Here is a 17,422-nt window from a genome sequence, read left to right as displayed (position 1 = left end):
AATGCCGGTCGGGAAGATCATCGCGTTGCTGGTGGTGGCCCTGGCCCTCGTTGCCGCGTACCAGGGCTTGCAGTTCTACCAGTCGTTGACCACCAACACCGTCACCGCTTACATCCCTGAGGCGAATGCCCTCTATCCCGGGGACCGGGTCCAGATCATGGGCATCCGTGTCGGCTCGGTCGACAAGATCGAACCGGCCGGCAACAAGATGAGAGTCACGTTCCACTACGACAACAACTACAAGGTGCCCGCGAACGCGTCCGTCGTGATCCTGAACCCAACGCTGGTGGCGTCGCGCAGTATTCAGTTGGAGCCGCCCTACAACGGTGGTCCGGTGCTGGCCGACAACGCCGTCATCCCCATCGAGCGTGCGCAAGTGCCGACGGAGTGGGACGAACTACGCGGCAGCGTCGCCAACATCATCGACAAACTCGGTCCGACTCCCGACCAACCCAAGGGCCCCTTCGGCGACCTGATCGGACGGGCTCGCCGGCAAAGGCAAGCAGATCAACACCACGCTGGAAAACCTGTCGAAGGCGCTTACCGCACTGAACCAGGGCCGCGGCGACTTCTTCGCGGTAGTGCACAGCCTGGCGCTTTTCGTCAACGCCCTGCATAAAGATGATCAACAGTTCGCCGCGTTGAACGACAACCTGGCTCAATTCACTGACCGGCTAACGTCTTCCGATCGCAATCTGGCCAATGCGATCCAGCAATTCGACGGACTGCTCGCCACACTGCGTCCGTTCTTGACCAAGAACCGCGAGGTGCTGACCCACGACATCGACAACTTGGCCACCCTGACCACCACGCTCGTCCAACCCGAGCCGCTCAATGGGTTGGAGACTGCGCTGCATGTACTGCCGACGTTGGAGATGAACCTCAGTCAGATTTACCACCCGGCCCACGGGACACTCATGTCGATCCCGGCGATCCCCAATTTTGCGAATCCAATGCAGTTCGTGTGCAGCATGATTCAGGCGGGCAGCCGACTGGGCTATCAAGAGTCCGCCGAACTGTGTGCGCAGTATCTGGGGCCGATTCTCGACGCGATCAAGTTCAACTACCTGCCGTTCGGGCTGAATTTGTTCAGCACCGCGGAGGTCCTGCCCAAACACGTCGCCTACTCCGAGCCCCGGCTCCAGCCGCCCAACGGATACAAGGACACCACCGTCCCTGGGATCTGGGTGCCCGACACACCGCTGTCGCACCGCAACACGCAACATGGCTGGGTCACCGCGCCGGGCATGCAGGGCGTCCAGGTGGGTCCGATCACGGCGGGCCTGTTGACCCCCGAATCCCTCGCAGAATTGATGGGCGGTCCGGATGCCGTTGTCCCACCGTCGGGGTTGCAGACGCCGCCAGGCCCGCCCAATGCCTATGACGAGTACCCGGTGTTGCCGCCCATCGGTGTACAGGCCCCGCAGGTTCCGATACCGCCGCCGCCACCGGGACCGGGTGTGATCCCCGGACCAGTCCCGCCGACCCCCGCGCCTGTCGCCGGGCCCGCGCCTGGCGGACCACCACTGCCCGCCGAGGCGGCCGTGTCGAGGGGACCGGGCTCATGACCGTCTTTGCCGCCCTTGGTAATTGGGCCGGGGGGACCCGGCGACTGGGTCGGCGCGTGCTGGCTGTGCTGGCGGCAGCCCTGATGCTGACGTCGTGCGCAAACTGGCGTGGCATCGCGAACGTGCCGATGCCCGGGGGGCCCGGCAGTGGTCCCGACTCTTACACCATCTACGTGCAGATGCCAGACACCTTGGCCCTGAACAACAACAGCAGGGTGCGGGTGGCCGATGTTTTTGTGGGCACGGTGCGTGCGATCGAACTGAAGAACTGGGTCGCGACGTTGACGCTAAGCCTGGACAGGAGCGTCAAATTGCCGAAGAACGCCACGGCGAAGATCGGGCTGACCAGCCTGTTGGGTTCTCAGCACGTAGAACTGGGTGTTCCGCCCAACCCCGTCTCGGAACTGAAGGACGGCGACACCATCCCGCTCGCTCATTCGTCCGCTTACCCCACCACCGAGCAGACGCTGGCCAGTCTCGCCACCATCCTGCGCGGGGGTGGCATCCCGAACATCGAATCACTGCAGAATGAGGTCTACAACATCCTGCACGGCCGGGCCGGCCAGATCCGCGCCTTCCTCGACAAGCTGGACACATTCACCGCCCGACTCGACGAGCAACGGCGGGACATCACCCGCGCCATCGACTCGACCAATCGACTGCTGGAGTACGTGGGTTCTCGAGCGGACGTTCTGGATCGTGTTCTCACCCAATTTCCGCCGCTGATAAAACATTTCGCCGCCAAACAAAACCTGCTGATCGAAGCCGTCGACGCGGTGGGCGGGCTCGGTGAGGTTGCTGACCAATACCTGTCCGCCTCGGAAGCAGACCTGCACCAAGCTTTGCTTGCACTGCAGTGCCCATTGCGGGAACTCGGGCGCGCATCGCCAAAACTTATCCGGGCGCTCAAGTTGCTTATCGTCCGCCCGTTCGATGTCGACGCGGTGCCCAAGGCATTCCGTGGCGACTACTTCAACCTGTCGCTGACACTCGACTTGACCCTCAGCGCTATCGACAACGCAGTCCTGACCGGGACTGGATTCTCCGGAGCGCTGCGTGCGCTCGAGCAATCGTGGGGGCGGGACCCCGACACGATGATCCCGGACGTCAGGTACACGCCGAACCCGAACGACGTTCCGGGCGGCCCGCTGGTCGAAAGGGCGGACAGACAATGCTGACCCGCTTCGTCTGGCGCCAGCTGATCTTGTTCGGCCTGATCAGTTTGGTCACGGCGATTGTGTTGGGCTGGTACTACCTACGGATTCCCAGTGCTATGGGGATCGGCCAATACACGCTGAAGGCCGAACTGCCCTCGTCCGGTGGCCTGTACCGGACAGCCAACGTGACATATCGCGGGCAAACCATCGGCAGGGTGACCGCGGTGGAGCCGCTCGAGCGGGGCGCGCGGGTCACCATGAGTATTTCCAACAGCTACAAGATCCCGATCGACGCGTCGGCGAACGTGCATTCGGTGTCCGCGGTGGGTGAGCAGTATGTGGACCTGGTGTCGACCGGCAACCCGGATCAATACTTCCGGCCGGGGCAGACCATCAGAAACGGCACGGTGCCCACGGAGATCGGACCGGCGCTGGACGCCGCTCAGCGCGGACTGGCCGCGATTCCCGCGGACAAGATCGCCGGGGTGCTCGACGAAACGGCCCAAGCCGTAGGCGGATTGGGACCTGCGCTGCAGCGCCTGGTCGACGCGACTCAAGCTCTCGCGGGCGACTTCAAGACCAACATCTCCGATGTCAACGACATCATCCAGAACTCTGGGCCGATCCTGGACAGCCAGATCAATTCGGGCGACTCAATCCGACGCTGGTCGCGCAATCTGGACATCCTGGCCGCGCAGGCCGCGGAAACCGACCCGTCCCTGCAGAGCATCCTGACTCAGGCGGCGCCGACCGCTGATCAGGTCAACGAGGTGTTCGGTGACATCCGCGAGTCGTTGCCGCAAACCCTGGCGAACCTGGCGATCGTGCTGGAGATGCTCAAGCGCTACAACAAGGGCATCGAGCAATTATTGGTGTCCTATCCGCAGGGCGCCGCGGAAGGTGAGACGGTAACGGCGCCATTTCCCGGATACGCGACACTCGACACCGCGCTGACGATCAACCAGCCCCCGCCCTGTCTGACCGGCTTTCTGCCGCCGTCTCAGTGGCGGTCGCCGGCCGACACCAGTCTGGCGCCGATGCCGTCCGGAACATACTGCAAGATCCCCCAGGACACTCCGGCCAACGCGGTGCGCGGGGCACGCAACCTTCCGTGTGTGGATGTGCCGGGGAAGCGGGCCGCGACACCGCGGGAGTGTCGGGACCCCAACCCGTACGTTCCGCTGGGCACCAATCCTTGGTATGGCGAACCCAACCAACTTCTCACCTGCCCGGCGGCTGCCGCACGCTGCGACCAACCGGTGAAGCCGGGTCTCGTGATCCCGGCACCGTCGGTCAACAATGGCCTGAATCCCGCACCAGCCGACCGGGTGCCGGGCACGCCTCCACCGGTCAGTGACCCGTTGTCGCGGCCGGGATCTGGTGTCGTGCAATGTAATGGACAACAGCCCAACCCGTGTGTCTACACACCGGGCGCTCCTCCCGCCGCCGTATACAGCCCGCAGCGCGGTGAGCTCATAGGTCCGGACGGAGTCAAGTACGCGGTTGAAAATTCAACCAGGACAGGCGATGACGGCTGGAAGGACATGCTGTCACCACCGAGCTGACCCTGCGTCGCAGCTCGGCTTCGTTCCAATTGTGCCTGATTCGACGGGGTTTTCGTCTTGGGGTGGAGTTGTCGACGGCGAACTCGCCGTGCGGCTCGCATTGTTCGCCGCCAGGCGATAGGGGCAAAGAGTCGCTGTACTGACCGCACGTACAGTCATATACTGAAGCCGATGATTCCTCAGAGTTTGGCGCCCGCCAAGTGCCCTCATTCGAAGCGCACTCCGGTTCTGTACCCGCTCGTCGATCCTCCGCCACCGACGGGCCGACCCGATCCGAGTGAAATGCGGGAAGTGATTGGCCTGACCCAACTGCGGAGTGACGCGTGTACGTATCTCGAGCGGGTCGCCGCGGGGGAGACGATCGGCATCGTCCGCCGCGGCAAGTTGGTGGCACGCATGGCGCCGGTCGGCGACTGGCGGGGAGCGCCGATCCCCGCGCGGTCTGTCAAGGACACGTCGGAACCCGGCGGGTGGATCGGGCTTGACGAACTACGCAAGCGCGCTGGGCGGTGCTTCGATCGGGTTGCGGCCGGGGAGACGATCTATGTTGTGCGCGGTGGTCGGTTGCTGTCACGCATTGTGTCCGTTGACGACGCGGGGATGACCCCAGGGCCCGCGGACCGCGGTGGACAAATCGACCTCGACGAACTGCGAAAGCGTGCGGGCCGCTACTTCGACCGGGTTGAAGCGGGACAGACCATCGAAATCCGCCGCGGCGGCAAGGTGGTCGCGCGGATCGTCTCGGTGGCATAGAAGGACTGCTGCAGGCGGACACTCGGCCGGACAGGTGGGCTCGTCATCTCGCTGACGATCGACGATCAAATTCGGAACTTAATTCCGCTGACGACCCGCTGCGCTTCGCGATGTGGTCGGACCGGGCCGGCGATCCGCTTGCGCCAACGGCAATTTCGGCAAAAAGCCAACGCTGCTTAAACCACTGTTGAATAATCGATCTCGCTAGGCGCCCCCGACGGGACGTCAGTGCACCGACGCCACAGGGGCGGCGGGCAACGGTTCCCGGGGGACGACTTTGAGTTTTGCGGTGCTGCCGCCTGAGATCAACTCGGCGCGGCTCTACCTCGGCGCCGGTACAGGGCCGATGTTAGAAGCGGCGGCAGCCTGGCGGGGATTGGCCACCGAGTTGGCGGCGGCCGCGACCTCTTTCTCGTCGGTGACCGTCGGCCTTGCGAGTTCCTCGTGGCAGGGCCCGGCAGCGGCCGCGATGGCGGATGCTGCAGTGCCATACCTGGGGTGGCTGCGTGCGGCGGCCGCTGACGCCGAGCAAGCGGCCGAGCAGGTGCAGGTGACGGCGGCCGCGTTTGAGGCGGCGCTGGCGGCGACGGTGCATCCGGAGATCGTTTCCGCCAACCGCGCTGCATTTGCGCAGCTGGTTACGTCGAATCTGTTCGGGCAAAATGCTCCCGCGATCGCGGCGGCTGAGGCTCAGTACGAGCAGATGTGGGCCCAGGACGTGGTCGCGATGTCCGACTACCACGCCGGCGCCGCCGCCTCCGTCTCGGTGTTGACGCCCTTCACCTCGCTGCAGAAGCTGGTTGGCGCGATCCCCTCCAGTGTCCCCAACTTACAGACCATCTTTCGCAACGTCGGCCTGGCGAACGTCGGCCAGGGCAACATCGGCTCCGGCAACATCGGCAGCGGAAATTACGGCAGCGGCAACCGAGGCAGCGGCAACATCGGGTTCGGAAACTCCGGTCCGGCGCTGACGCGAGCGCTGAACAACTTCGGCTTCGGCAACACCGGCAGTGGGAATATCGGATTCGGCAACACCGGCGACGGGAACATCGGTTTCGGGCTGACCGGCAACAATCAACGGGGCATCAATCTCACCGGCGGACTGAACTCGGGCACGGGCAACATCGGCTTGTTCAACTCCGGCACCGGAAACTTCGGCATCGGCAACTCGGGCACTGGGAATACCGGCATCGGCAATTCCGGTGCCGCCAACACCGGCTTCTTCAACTCCGGCATAGCCAACACGGGCTTCGGGAACGCCGGGAGCTACAACACGGGCAGCCTGAACCCGGGTGACACCAACACGGGTGCCTTCAACCTGGGCAGAGCCAACACGGGTTTCTTCAACACCGGCAACTACAACACCGGCATCGCCAACTCCGGCAATGTGAACACCGGGGCCTACAACGCAGGCAACTTCAACAACGGCTTCTTGGCGCGGGGCAACAACACCGGCCACCTGTTCGGCGGCAGCGCGGGTTTCTTCAACTCGACCTCCGTCCCGTCCTCGGGCTTTTTCAACGACGGCTCCGGTAGCTCATCGGGCCTCTTCAACACCGGCGCCAACAATTCTGGATTCTTCAACACTGCGGTCGACGCGATCGGCAACAACTCCGGCCTAGCAAGCAGCGGGACGCGGCAATCGGGCTTCTTCAACGTGGGCAACACCGTGTCGGGTATAGCGAATGAGAGCCTGCTGCCGACCAGGACAGCGGCCTTTATCTCGGGCTTTCTCAATAACGGTGCCAATTTAGCGGGTTTCTCCGTCGGCCCGCCGTCCGGAAACGATAGTAATTACGGCCTCGGGAATGTCGGGGTGGGTAACTTCGGCTTCGGCAACAGCGGGAACTCTAATGTCGGGAACGGGAACTTCGGTGGCACAAACTTCGGGCTTGGAAACGTAGGCAGCTTAAATCTGGGCGCTGGCAACGTCGGCATCCAAAACTACGGCAATGCGAATATCGGATCGTTTAACGCGGGCTCCGGCAACCTGGGCAATCTCAACAAGGGCTGGGGCAACCTCGGCGACAACAACTTCGGCTGGGGAAACTCCGGCAGCTTTAACCAGGGCTTTGCGAATACCGGGAACAGCAACATCGGATTCGGCAATACCGGCAACCACAGCATCGGTATCGGACTCACCGGCGATGGTCAGATCGGGATCGGCGCCCTGAACTCTGGCGCCGGAAACGTCGGCCTGTTCAACTCGGGGACCGGAAATGTCGGCCTGTTCAACTCGGGCACTGGAAACGTCGGGATCGGCAACTCGGGCAGTGGGAACTGGGGCGCCCTCAACGCAGGTACGGGAAACTGGGGCGGCCAGAACCCTGGTGCCGGAAACACCGGCTTCGGCAATGTCGGCAGCGCCAACACGGGTTGGTTCAACACCGGTGCCGTCAACACCGGTGGTTTCAATGCGGGCAGTGCCAACACGGGCGGCTTCAATGTCGGCAACACAAACTCGGGCAGCTTCAACCCCGGCCACGTCAACACCGGGTTTTTCAATACCGGTGATGTCAACACCGGCCTGCTGAACTCGGGGGATTTCAACAACGGCATCGCGCAGCCGCTCGATAACCAGGGCCATATTGGCATCGACCTGACCTTCAGGATTCCTGCTATCGCGATAAACCAGTCGATCGCCATACCGATAAACCAAACGATAACCATCCCGAGTGTGGTCATCCCCGTCACCCAAGCCGGCCAGATCATGCCCAGGACAGATATATTCCCGATCATCGGCGCACTGGGTGAAGGCTTGTCTTTCGGCCCCGTTGTTCTCGGTCATTCCGAGCTATACATTTCCAGCGCGGTAGTCGCTGTCGGCGGACCAGGCAACAGCCTGCCGATCAGCGTTTCGGGCGCCCTGGAGGGTCGCGAAATCGTATTTCTCAGGGTTCCCGGCGGACCGGGCTTCGGGAATACGGTGACCAGTCCTTCGTCGGGGTTCTTCAACTCCGGCGCGGGCGGTGTTTCGGGCTTCCAGAACTTCGGCGCGAACGCTTCCGGCATGTGGAATAGCGGCGTGGTGGGCGCTCTAGGAAGCTCCGGCTTCCAGAACTTCGGCTCGTTGCAATCCGGCTTTTTGAACCTGGGCAACAGCGTGTCGGGCATTTACAACACCAGCGTGCTTCTGGAAGCCGCGGCGGACGGCTCTGGCTCACCCAACGTGGCGATGGCGGGTGTGTTCAGCACCCCGTCCGGTCCCATCTTCACCACCGGACTCGCCAACCTCGCCGACATGAAATTGGGCTGGGGAAACCTCGGCGATGCGAACTTCGGGTTCGGGAACCTAGGCAGCAACAATCTCGGCGGCGGAAATATCGGCGGCACCAACTGGGGCTGGGGCAATACCGGTGATGGAAACGTCGGCTTCGGCAATACCGGCAACAACAACGTCGGCATCGGACTGACCGGCAACAACCAGCAGGGTGTGAACTTAACTGGCGGCCTGAATTCCGGCAGCGGCAACATCGGTCTCTTCAACTCCGGCACCAACAACATCGGAATCGCCAACTCGGGCAACGGAAACGTCGGCATCGGCAACTCCGGCGACTTCAACATCGGGATCGGCAATGTCCACAGCGCCAACCTCGGTTTGTTCAACACCGGCGTTTTCAGCACCGGCATCGGCAATGCGGGCAGCTACAACACCGGCGCGTTCAACACGGGCGACTTCAACACCGGCATCGCCAACGGGGGTGACTTCAACACGGGGTTGTCCAACACCGGCAACTACAGCACCGGTGTTGCCAACTCAGGCGACATAACGACCGGCGCCTTCCTATCCGGCGACATGAGCAACGGCGTCTTGTGGCGGGGTAGTCAGCAGGGGCTGTGGGGGGCCGGCTACGCAATTCACATTCCTTTGATTCCCGCACAATTGACCGTCGACATTCCCGTGAATATCCCCATCACGATCGGTCTCGGCACGTCCGTTTACAGCGGCATCACGTTGTCGGACTTGCACATTGGTTCTAATGGCGACCTCGGCACCTGGTCGCCGATAAGGGCTGCCACCGTCCGAACGCTCGACATCCCGGAGATCAGGATTCTCGGTCCGCTGACCTCGCTGAACATCGGCGCCGCGGATGGTTCGGCACGGATTTTCGTCCCCATCACATTCAGCGTCGGACCCGCCGACCTGACGCTGTTCAACTACCAGGCGACCACCGGCTTCTTCAACACCAGCGCAATGCCGTCCTCGGGATTCTTCAATGGGGGTCCCGGCTCGGTGTCGGGCATCTCGAACATCGGCGCCAACATCTCGGGCTTCCAGAACGTCGCATTGCACGGATCCTCGGGCTTCAACAACTACGGCTCGCTGCTGTCGGGCATGGCGAACCTAGGTGGCCAGGGTGCCTCCGCCACCATGCCGGTGCTCAACGCGGGGTTGGCCAATGTAGGCAACAACCTCGGGTTCGCAAACGTCGGCGACAACAACATCGGCTTTGGCAACACCGGAAACAACAATGTTGGTTTCGGAAACTCCGGCAACAGCAATGTTGGCATCGCAAACCTCGGCACCTTCAACCTCGGCCTCGGAAACCTCGGCGACAACAATGTCGGCCTGGCCAATGTTGGCAACGTCAACGTCGGAATCAGCAACGCGGGCAACTACAACCAGGGAGTGGCCAACACCGGCAACGTCAACGGCGGCCTGGCGAACACCGGAAACAACAACATCGGCATCGGTTTGACCGGTAACCACCAGCAAGGCCTCGATCTCGCTGGTGGGCTGAACTCAGGCACCGGCAACACCGGCCTGTTCAATTCGGGCACCAACAACTCCGGCCTGTTCAACTCGGGCACCGGAAACGTTGGTATCGGCAACTCGGGCACCGGCAACTGGGGCGTCGGCAACACCGGTCTCAACAGTACGGGCCTGGTCAACGCCGGCGACATCAACACAGGTTTGTTCAACGTCGGCAACGTCAACACCGGCATTGCCAACACTGGCGACCACAACTCCGGCAGCTTCAACCCGGGCAGCTTCAACACCGCCAGCTTCAACCCGGGCTTCTACAACACGGGCTGGTTAAACACGGGCAGATACAACACCGGTTTCGCCAACCACGGCAATGTCAACACCGGCGCCTTCAACTCGGGTAACTACAGCAACGGCATGTTCTGGCGTGGTGATTTCCAGGGGTTGCCGGGCGCCAACTACACGGTGAGCATTCCCGACATTCCCATACCGCTGAACCTGCGTGCGCCGGTCTACCTCGACATCCCGATCACGGGCTCGTTCGGCGTCGTCGCGGCCGAGGGCTTTACCCTGCCAGCGATCACGGCCGACGTGGAATTCTCTGGCCTCGGCGCCGCCACGGTCGTCACGATCGCTCCAATCACCCTCCCGGACTTTGTGATTGACCTTGCCCCGGTAGGTACACGTATTGGTGCCGGCGGGCTGGTAACGCCTGTCATCGACATCGGCGGCGCCCCCGGTCTGTTTCCGATCAAGCTTCCCTTCATCGACGTATCGCCAGTTCCGGGCTTCTGGAACAGCACAGAGGGTCCGTCGTCAGGCTTTTTCAACAATGGTCCGGGTACCGTGTCGGGCTTCGGCAACACCGGTACCAACACTTCCGGCTTCTTCAACCTCACCTCGGGCACCTCGGGACTCTCCGGCTACAAGAACTTCGGTGACCAGATATCGGGCTTGTCCAATCTCGGCAGCAACGTCTCCGGTTTCCTCAACACGGGGACACTGAATCTTGCCGCAGTGGACAGCATTTCGGGCTTCCAGAACATCGGTACCAGCCTCGCTGGCTTCGTCAACAACGATCCGATCACCAACCTTGGCGTCGCAAACCTCGGCCTTGGAAATATCGGCTTCGGCAACGTCGGCAACGCAAACTTCGGCGGCGGCAACGTCGGCAGCTTCAACGTCTTCTCCGGAAGCCTGGGCAACTACAACATCGGCCCAGGCAACTTGGGCGACAACAACTTTGGTCTCGGCAACTTCGGCAGCTTCAACCACGGCTTTGCCAACAGCGGCAACAACAACATCGGCTTTGCGAATACCGGCGACAACAACATCGGCATCGGGCTCACCGGCCACAACCAGCGGGGCATCAATATCGCCGGCGGGCTCAACTCGGGCAGCGGAAACGTAGGGCTGTTCAACTCGGGAACCAATAACGTCGGCCTGTTCAACTCCGGCGCCGGGAACATTGGCATCGGAAATTCGGGCATCGCCAACCGCGGCATCGCCAACTCGGGCGACGGCAACTGGGGCCTTTGGAACGGGGGAGCGTTCAACACCGGCATCGGCAACGCGGGCACGTCGAACACAGGTCATTGCAACTCCGGCTCTTCGAACACCGGCATGTTCAACACGGGCAGCACCAACACCGGCAGCTTCAACGCGGGCAACTACAACACCGGTGACTTCAACACTGGAGACGTGAACACCGGCTGGGCGAACGCGGGTGACGTCAACACCGGCGCCTTGAATGCGGGCAACTTCAACAACGGCATCTTGTGGCACGCTGACTACCAGGGCCTGTGGGGCACCCACACCGAGATCAACATTCCGGAATTCCCGATTTTGAACTTGGACATCGTCATCCCGGTCGATCTGCCCGTCCCCGTCGACTTGAGCTCCCTCTCCTTCCAGAAGTTCACGGTGCCGCTGCCCACCGCAAGCACTCCATTTCTCCGTAACTTCGCGCTCGGGCCCATCAACATTCCGATCCACGTCACGATGCCCGTCGTCGACATCACCTTCGGCCAAGTTGATGGTGCGACCTCAGTTCCGATCCATATTCACAGTGGAGTGGGCCCGATCAGGGTGGTGCTGCTGGATATCCCGGCCGCCCCCGGCTTCGGAAACTCGACAACCACCCCCTCGTCAGGCTTCTTCAACTCCGGTCCCGGCAGTTCGTCCGGCTTCGGAAACTTCGGACACAACTCAGGTTTCGGGAACACCCTGGCGGGCGACGCTGGAAACTCCGGAATGCAGAACTACGGCTCGATGCAATCGGGCTGGACGAATCTTGGTCGGACCGGCTCGGCAGTCATTTACTCCGCGACAAACTTTGCGACACCGACGAATGTCTCCCGCCTGTTCAATGTCGGCACCTACCTGCCCGGCATCTTCGACGCCGCCAACGGCGCCGTGTCACAAATCGGCAAGCTTTTTGGCTGATGCGCAGGATGCGATGCGAGAAATCCTCGAGTTGACAGCGCGGTTCACCGAACCTCGTGACGCCCATGCTCTGCTGTCGGATCTAGGGGCCGGGTGGTGCCGATATTTACGACACCGTTGATTTACGGCGAATCACTGGTCAAACTCATTCGAGGTTGTCTCCCAGAACACGGTGGTCGGAGGTGTGGAATGTCGTTTGTCAGTGTGACGCCGGAGCTGGTGGTGACAGCGGCATCGGATTTGGCGCGTATCGCTTCGTCGGTCAGTACGGCCAATGCGGCGGCAGCGAGTTCAACCACGATGCTGCTTGCGGCGGCCGAGGATGAGGTGTCGGCGGCAATAGCGGCGTTCTTGGCCGAGCACGGGCAGGCCTATCAGGTGGTCAGCGCACAGGCTGCGGCGGTCCATCAGCGGTTTGTGCAAGCCATCAATTCCGGGGCGGGCGCTTATGCGGCCGCCGAGGCGGCCAGTGCCTCGCCGTTGCAGCTCCTTGAGGAAGGCGTCTTGGGTGTGATCAATGCGCCCTTCAAGGCGTTGTTGGGGCGTCCGCTGATCGGCAACGGCACCGATGGGCTTCCGGGGACCGGCCAGGCTGGGGGACCGGGCGGAATCTTGTGGGGGAACGGCGGTAACGGCGGATCGGGGGCGCCGGGACAGAACGGCGGTGCCGGCGGCGCGGCGGGATTGTTCGGCCATGGCGGGGCTGGCGGGGCGGGCGGCGCCGGGCTTACCGGTGCGTCGACGTCCGTGCCGGGGCAGACCGGGGGTGCTGGCGGAGTCGGCGGGGCGGGCGGAGTCGGTGGCCGTGGCGGACTGATATACGGCAATGGTGGGGCGGGCGGTGCTGGCGGACTTGGAGGTACCGGCGGGGTCGGGGGCCCCGTAGACGCCTCCGGCTTCTACGGCGCCGGCGGCCCTGGTGGCACCGGTGGCCTTGGTGGTGCGGGTGGTGCGCCCGGGCTTATTGGAATCGCTGGTCAGACTGGCTTCACCGGAGCCGATGGCCTGCCCGGCGGATTTCGCCTCGGTCCCATCGTCAACAACACCGGCCTCAGCGACACGGAGGTCTACCTGACCCTTCTCGGCCAGACCACACCCGGTCATTGGTCCTGGGTCGACCAGAACGGTGTGGCCCACGCGATCGACCACAGCGCCGCCAACGCCCCCGACCACCTCACGCACAACGGAGTGAACTACGCCAATATGTCGTTCACTCTCGCCGACGCCACGAATCTCTCGATACCGTCCGAATTTCAGGGCGCCCGGATATTTGTGTCGTTGAAGAACCCGCTCTATATCGGTATCGCGCCCGACAATTCGGGCTGGGCGGGTCTCGAGCCCTACAACCCGGTCGATCCGAACTACTACACGGTCTACGACTGGTACGAGATGACCTACAAGTACGGCGAAGTCCACTTCGGGGGCAACACCACGCAGGTGGACCAGTTCGGCTTGCCGTTCACATTCACGCTGGCGCAGGAGGCCACCGGCTTTGCCGAAACGCGTGGCATTACCTTGTCGCGGGCCGACGTGTTCCAGCAGTACGCGGCCACACTCCCGTCCGAGTTCCAGTCACTGGTTCTCACCGATACCAATGGCGACCTGTTGCGGATTGTTGCCCCGCGGACCGCTCAGCCCGGTGGCCTGGCAACCTGGCTGGATCAACCGATCGACGACTTCTGGACGCACTATCAGGCCAACACATTTATCTACGACGGCCCTGGCTACACGGTGACTGGCGGCGTCGACTCCAACACCCACCAGTTCGTCTACACCGTGACCCCCGACGGGGGTACCGGCTCGACATTCACGATGGCCAAGCCCACCACGGCGCAAACCTTCGCCGCCGATGGCCCATTCGTCGGCTCAGACACCCAGGGGGCTTTCCTCGCCGAACTCAACGCGGCGTTCAACCGCGGTGTGGCGCTCACACCGGATCAATGGGCCAACGTCGCCGCCTACTATCCGACGGGTGGGCGGTGGAACAACTGGGCACAGTTCTTCCACACCATCAACCTCGACAACCTTGCCTATGGCTTCCCCTATGACGACGTGAACAGCCAGAGCTCGGTGCTGATCCTCAGCAACTCTCAGCCCCCGACTCAGCTGTCATTCGTTCTTGGGTAGTGCGCGCCAACACTAGCTGGCCCGTCCCTGCGCAGGTCACGACACCACGGCATCGAACCCGCTGACGCCTTTTACGCCCTGCTGCGACCCGGCTACGACTCCGGCTAAGGCCCGGGCGGTCCATCGGCTCCAGGGGCCCCCAACAGGAGTCCGGCGCTGCCGCCGGCGCCACCGGCACCGCCCGGCCCTATCGCATTTGCGCCGCCTTCGCCACCGTCGCCGCCATTTCCGAACAGGCCCACTGCGTTGCCCCCGGGCCCCCCGGCGCCGGGGGCGTTGAAGACCGACTGCCCGCCGGTGCCGCCGTCACCGCCGTTGCCGAGAAGGGACCCACCATTGCCGCCCGCGCCGCCCGCACCTCCCTGCGGGGATGTGGTGAATCCGGCTCCGCCAGTGCCGCCTGTACCGCCGCTTCCGATCAGGTGGGCGCTGCCCCCATTGCCTCCCTTTTGGCCCAGGGAGCCGGCACCGCCGTTGCCGCCATCGCCGAACAGCAGACCGCCCGCGCCGCCGGAACCGCCTACGTTTCCGAGCTTGCCGCTTCCCGCGTCGCCCCCGTCGCCTCCGTTTCCGTACAGCAAGCCACCGCTGCCGCCGCTACCGCCCGCCCCACCGGTAGAGGTGGTGGCCGAATTGCTGAAACCGCCGTCACCGCCCATGCCGCCACTGCCGAACAGCCCTATGGCGTTACCACCCGCACCGCCCGTGCCCCCAAAGCCGCTGAGGAAATCATTCGCCCCGCCTCTGCCGCCGACGCCGCCGTTCCCGAACAGCAGGCCACCGGTACCACCCATGCCGCCGTTGCCCGAGATGCCGGCGCCGTCCCCGCCGCCGGTGCCGCCGGCCCCGCCGTTGCCGAACAGTCCGGCAGGCCCGCCGTTGCCGCCGTTCTTGCCCGGGGCGCCAGACCCGCCGTTTCCGCCGTTGCCCCACAGGATGCCGCCCGCGCCGCCGTTCTCCCCTGTTCCAACCCCTCCGTCGGTGCCATTGCCGATTAGTGGGCGGCCCAACAGTGTCTCGGTGGGCGTGTTGATCAGGTTGAGCACTTGTTCTTGAAGAGCCTGCAGCGGGTTGGCCGTGGCCGCGGCGTTGACCGCCTCGGCGCTGGCATACGCGCCGGCGCCAGCCGTGAGGGCTCGTACGAATTGCTCATGAAACGCGGACGCTTGTGCGCCGATGGCCTGATAGTCCATGGCGTGCAACCCGAACACCGCCGCGATGGCCGCCGATACCTCGTCGGCGCCCGCAGCCATCACGTCTGTGGTTGCGAGCGCCGCGGCGGCGTTGGCTTCGCTGAGTGCCGAGCCGATATTCGCCAAAGTTGTTGCTGCGGTTGAGACTACGTCAGGTATTGCGAATAAGTACGACATTTCTGCGCCCTCCCGCCGGTGTTGCAGCTTGTCGGCGGTCATTCGGCTGCTCGGACGATCGTCGAGCTGTGGGCTGAGAATCAAATCTTATCGCTCATTGGGAGCGCACGTCAGAATCCGAGCAATTCATATACATGATTGTGGGAACACACTTGCATTCCACAATTAGGTTGTTGGGTGCCCGTTCATCGCAGCGGCACCCAAGACCCACGGTTACTCAAGCGGCGATGACTGCGACATCGTAGGCAGACAACTGATCGTCCGCGGTGATGATCGTCAGATCCAGCAACTGCGCCTGAGCTATGAGGATGCGGTCGAACGGATCGCGATGATGGTCCGGAAGGTCCGCGGTCCTGAGCGTGTGCGCATGGTCGATCGACAGTGGAGATGTGCCGGAGCGGCGCATGCGGTCGGGGACATATGAGGCCGGCGGTTCGGGCAGTGCGAGTTTGCCGAGCCGGTACTTGATCGAGATCTCCCAGGAACTTGCCGCTGACAAGAGAACGCTGTTGCGGACATCCTGAACGATTGCACGTGTTTCGTCGCATAACCGGTCGGGGTCGGACAGCATCCACAGCCAAACGTGGGTGTCGATGAGGTACCGCTTCACCGATGAAAGCTTTCGAGAACATTGTCCGGCAACGGCGCGTCGAAATCGTCTGGCACGGTATATACGCCGCGGTCTATGCCCAGGCGGCGGGTGTCCTGGGTGTGGAACGGCACAAGCTTTGCGACGGGTTCGCCCCCGCGGGCGATCTCCACTTCCTGCCCGCTGTCAACGAGTCGCAACAACTCCGACAGGCGGGTTTTCGCTTCATGTACGCCGACTCTAACAGCTACGGACTTAGTCATGAACTTAGTTTAGTTTACTCCATGTCCGACGCTCCCTGTGCGGCGTGCGTGCCCACGTCCGCGCGGCCAAAGCTGTCGTGCCGGAATGGCTTGAGCGTGCCGGCGGACATTTCGTCGCCGTCGCCTCGGCCGCCGGCCTGCTGACCCAGCTCAGTGCGGCGCCCTACAGCGTGACAAAGCACGCCGCCGTCGGGTTCGCCGAATGGCTGGCTATCAACTACGGCGACAAGGGAATCGGCGTGAGTTGCATGTGTCCGATGGGAGTGGACGCCGACTACGACCGGTGGATCGCCGGGATGCGTCGCTATCAACGCACCCTGGGGTAGCGGGTCACAGGCGGCCTCCGCGCAGCAGTCGCCGACTTAGTCGGCGCTGGCGGAGTGGCCGGCACCTCCGGACCAACTGCCTTGCCCGCCGGCGCCGCCGCCAGCGCCCCCGCCACCGCCGACCGCGCCGCCATTGCCGCCCTTGTTGCCCAACGAATTACCGTTGGCGCCGGGGCCGCCCGACCCGCCGTTCGTCCCATTCAGGCCGCCGCCACCGTTGCCGACAAGGTTGCGGGCGTTGTCGGCGTTGGCGCCGCCGCCACCACCGCCACCTGTGCCGGCACCGCCTGTCCCACTGCTGCCGCCGACAGTGCTGTTGGGAGTGGGAAAGCCCTCAGTGGCATCGCCGCCACGGCCACCGCTGCCAGCGGCGCTGCTCGGGTCGCCGGCACCGGAGGGAACGGCGGGAATGGAGGCCGGGGTGGCGATGGAGGCACCGCATCCACCACAGGTCTCGGTGCGGCCACCGGTTCAGGCGGTTCGGGCAGTGCGAGTTTGCCGAGCCGGTACTTGATCGAGATCTCCCAGGAACTTGCCGCTGACAAGAGAAC

7 protein-coding genes and 4 pseudogenes are annotated in these 17,422 nt (G+C 63.4%); 8 read left to right on the top strand and 3 right to left on the bottom strand.

Features of this window, described 5'->3' with window-relative positions:
- The first annotated feature begins 1 nt into the window (after position 1).
- The 6 genes and pseudogenes from BST27_RS23195 to BST27_RS34600 all read left to right on the top strand — a co-directional run bounded on the left by BST27_RS23195 (position 2) and on the right by BST27_RS34600 (position 14,323).
- Positions 2 to 1,568, top strand: a pseudogene (locus tag BST27_RS23195) (virulence factor Mce family protein).
- A complete protein-coding gene (locus tag BST27_RS23190; protein WP_069418221.1) occupies positions 1,565 to 2,746 on the top strand; it encodes a virulence factor Mce family protein in 1,182 nt (393 codons plus the stop codon). Before BST27_RS23195 ends, BST27_RS23190 begins: the two are co-directional and overlap by 4 nt.
- On the top strand, positions 2,740 to 4,290 hold the full coding sequence (locus BST27_RS23185) for a virulence factor Mce family protein (protein ID WP_069418222.1): 1,551 nt from the start codon (positions 2,740 to 2,742) through the stop codon (positions 4,288 to 4,290). The genes BST27_RS23190 and BST27_RS23185 overlap by 7 nt, the downstream gene beginning before the upstream one ends.
- Before the next feature lie 171 nt (positions 4,291 to 4,461).
- Positions 4,462 to 5,043, top strand: coding sequence for a type II toxin-antitoxin system Phd/YefM family antitoxin (locus tag BST27_RS23180; RefSeq protein WP_139805320.1), 582 nt, complete (start codon positions 4,462 to 4,464; stop codon positions 5,041 to 5,043).
- Between the two features lie 277 nt (positions 5,044 to 5,320).
- The gene (locus tag BST27_RS23175; protein ID WP_079219887.1) at positions 5,321 to 12,196 is read left to right on the top strand and encodes a PPE domain-containing protein; all 6,876 of its coding nucleotides are present in this window, start codon (positions 5,321 to 5,323) and stop codon (positions 12,194 to 12,196) included.
- Between the two features lie 189 nt (positions 12,197 to 12,385).
- The gene (locus tag BST27_RS34600; protein WP_069418225.1) at positions 12,386 to 14,323 is read left to right on the top strand and encodes a glycoside hydrolase family 64 protein; all 1,938 of its coding nucleotides are present in this window, start codon (positions 12,386 to 12,388) and stop codon (positions 14,321 to 14,323) included.
- A gap of 104 nt (positions 14,324 to 14,427) precedes the next feature.
- Here the strand turns inward: BST27_RS34600 and BST27_RS34595 are convergent, their stop codons facing one another.
- The 3 genes and pseudogenes from BST27_RS34595 to BST27_RS23155 form a co-directional block, all read right to left on the bottom strand.
- Entirely contained in the window at positions 14,428 to 15,693 is a 1,266-nt protein-coding gene (locus BST27_RS34595) for a PE family protein (RefSeq protein WP_079219890.1), read from the bottom strand.
- Between the two features lie 217 nt (positions 15,694 to 15,910).
- Entirely contained in the window at positions 15,911 to 16,303 is a 393-nt protein-coding gene (locus BST27_RS23160; protein ID WP_079219888.1) for a type II toxin-antitoxin system VapC family toxin, read from the bottom strand.
- Positions 16,300 to 16,530 (bottom strand): annotated as a pseudogene (locus tag BST27_RS23155) (type II toxin-antitoxin system Phd/YefM family antitoxin); the annotation flags it as partial. The gene BST27_RS23160 and the pseudogene BST27_RS23155, both read right to left, overlap by 4 nt.
- Before the next feature lie 59 nt (positions 16,531 to 16,589).
- On the opposite strand from BST27_RS23155, the pseudogene BST27_RS23150 reads away from it, so the two are divergent.
- Together BST27_RS23150 and BST27_RS32545 are read left to right on the top strand one after the other, a co-directional pair.
- Positions 16,590 to 16,871: pseudogene (locus BST27_RS23150) on the top strand (SDR family NAD(P)-dependent oxidoreductase); the annotation flags it as partial.
- A 54-nt stretch (positions 16,872 to 16,925) separates the two neighbouring features.
- Positions 16,926 to 17,422 (top strand): annotated as a pseudogene (locus BST27_RS32545) (hypothetical protein); the annotation flags it as partial.

It is taken from the genome of Mycobacterium intermedium, assembly GCF_002086275.1.
GTDB classification, from domain to species: Bacteria; Actinomycetota; Actinomycetes; order Mycobacteriales; family Mycobacteriaceae; genus Mycobacterium; species Mycobacterium intermedium.
Note: the sequence above shows the minus strand (reverse complement) of the source record. Positions and strands in the feature narration are given on the sequence as shown.

Coding starts and splice junctions, on each gene's coding strand:
- BST27_RS23180 (WP_139805320.1), top strand. CDS start 4,462: ATGATTCCTCAGAGTTTGGCGCCCGCCAAGTGCCCTCATTCGAAGCGC.
- BST27_RS23190 (WP_069418221.1), top strand. CDS start 1,565: ATGACCGTCTTTGCCGCCCTTGGTAATTGGGCCGGGGGGACCCGGCGA.
- BST27_RS34600 (WP_069418225.1), top strand. CDS start 12,386: ATGTCGTTTGTCAGTGTGACGCCGGAGCTGGTGGTGACAGCGGCATCG.
- BST27_RS23185 (WP_069418222.1), top strand. CDS start 2,740: ATGCTGACCCGCTTCGTCTGGCGCCAGCTGATCTTGTTCGGCCTGATC.
- BST27_RS34595 (WP_079219890.1), bottom strand. CDS start 15,693: ATGTCGTACTTATTCGCAATACCTGACGTAGTCTCAACCGCAGCAACA.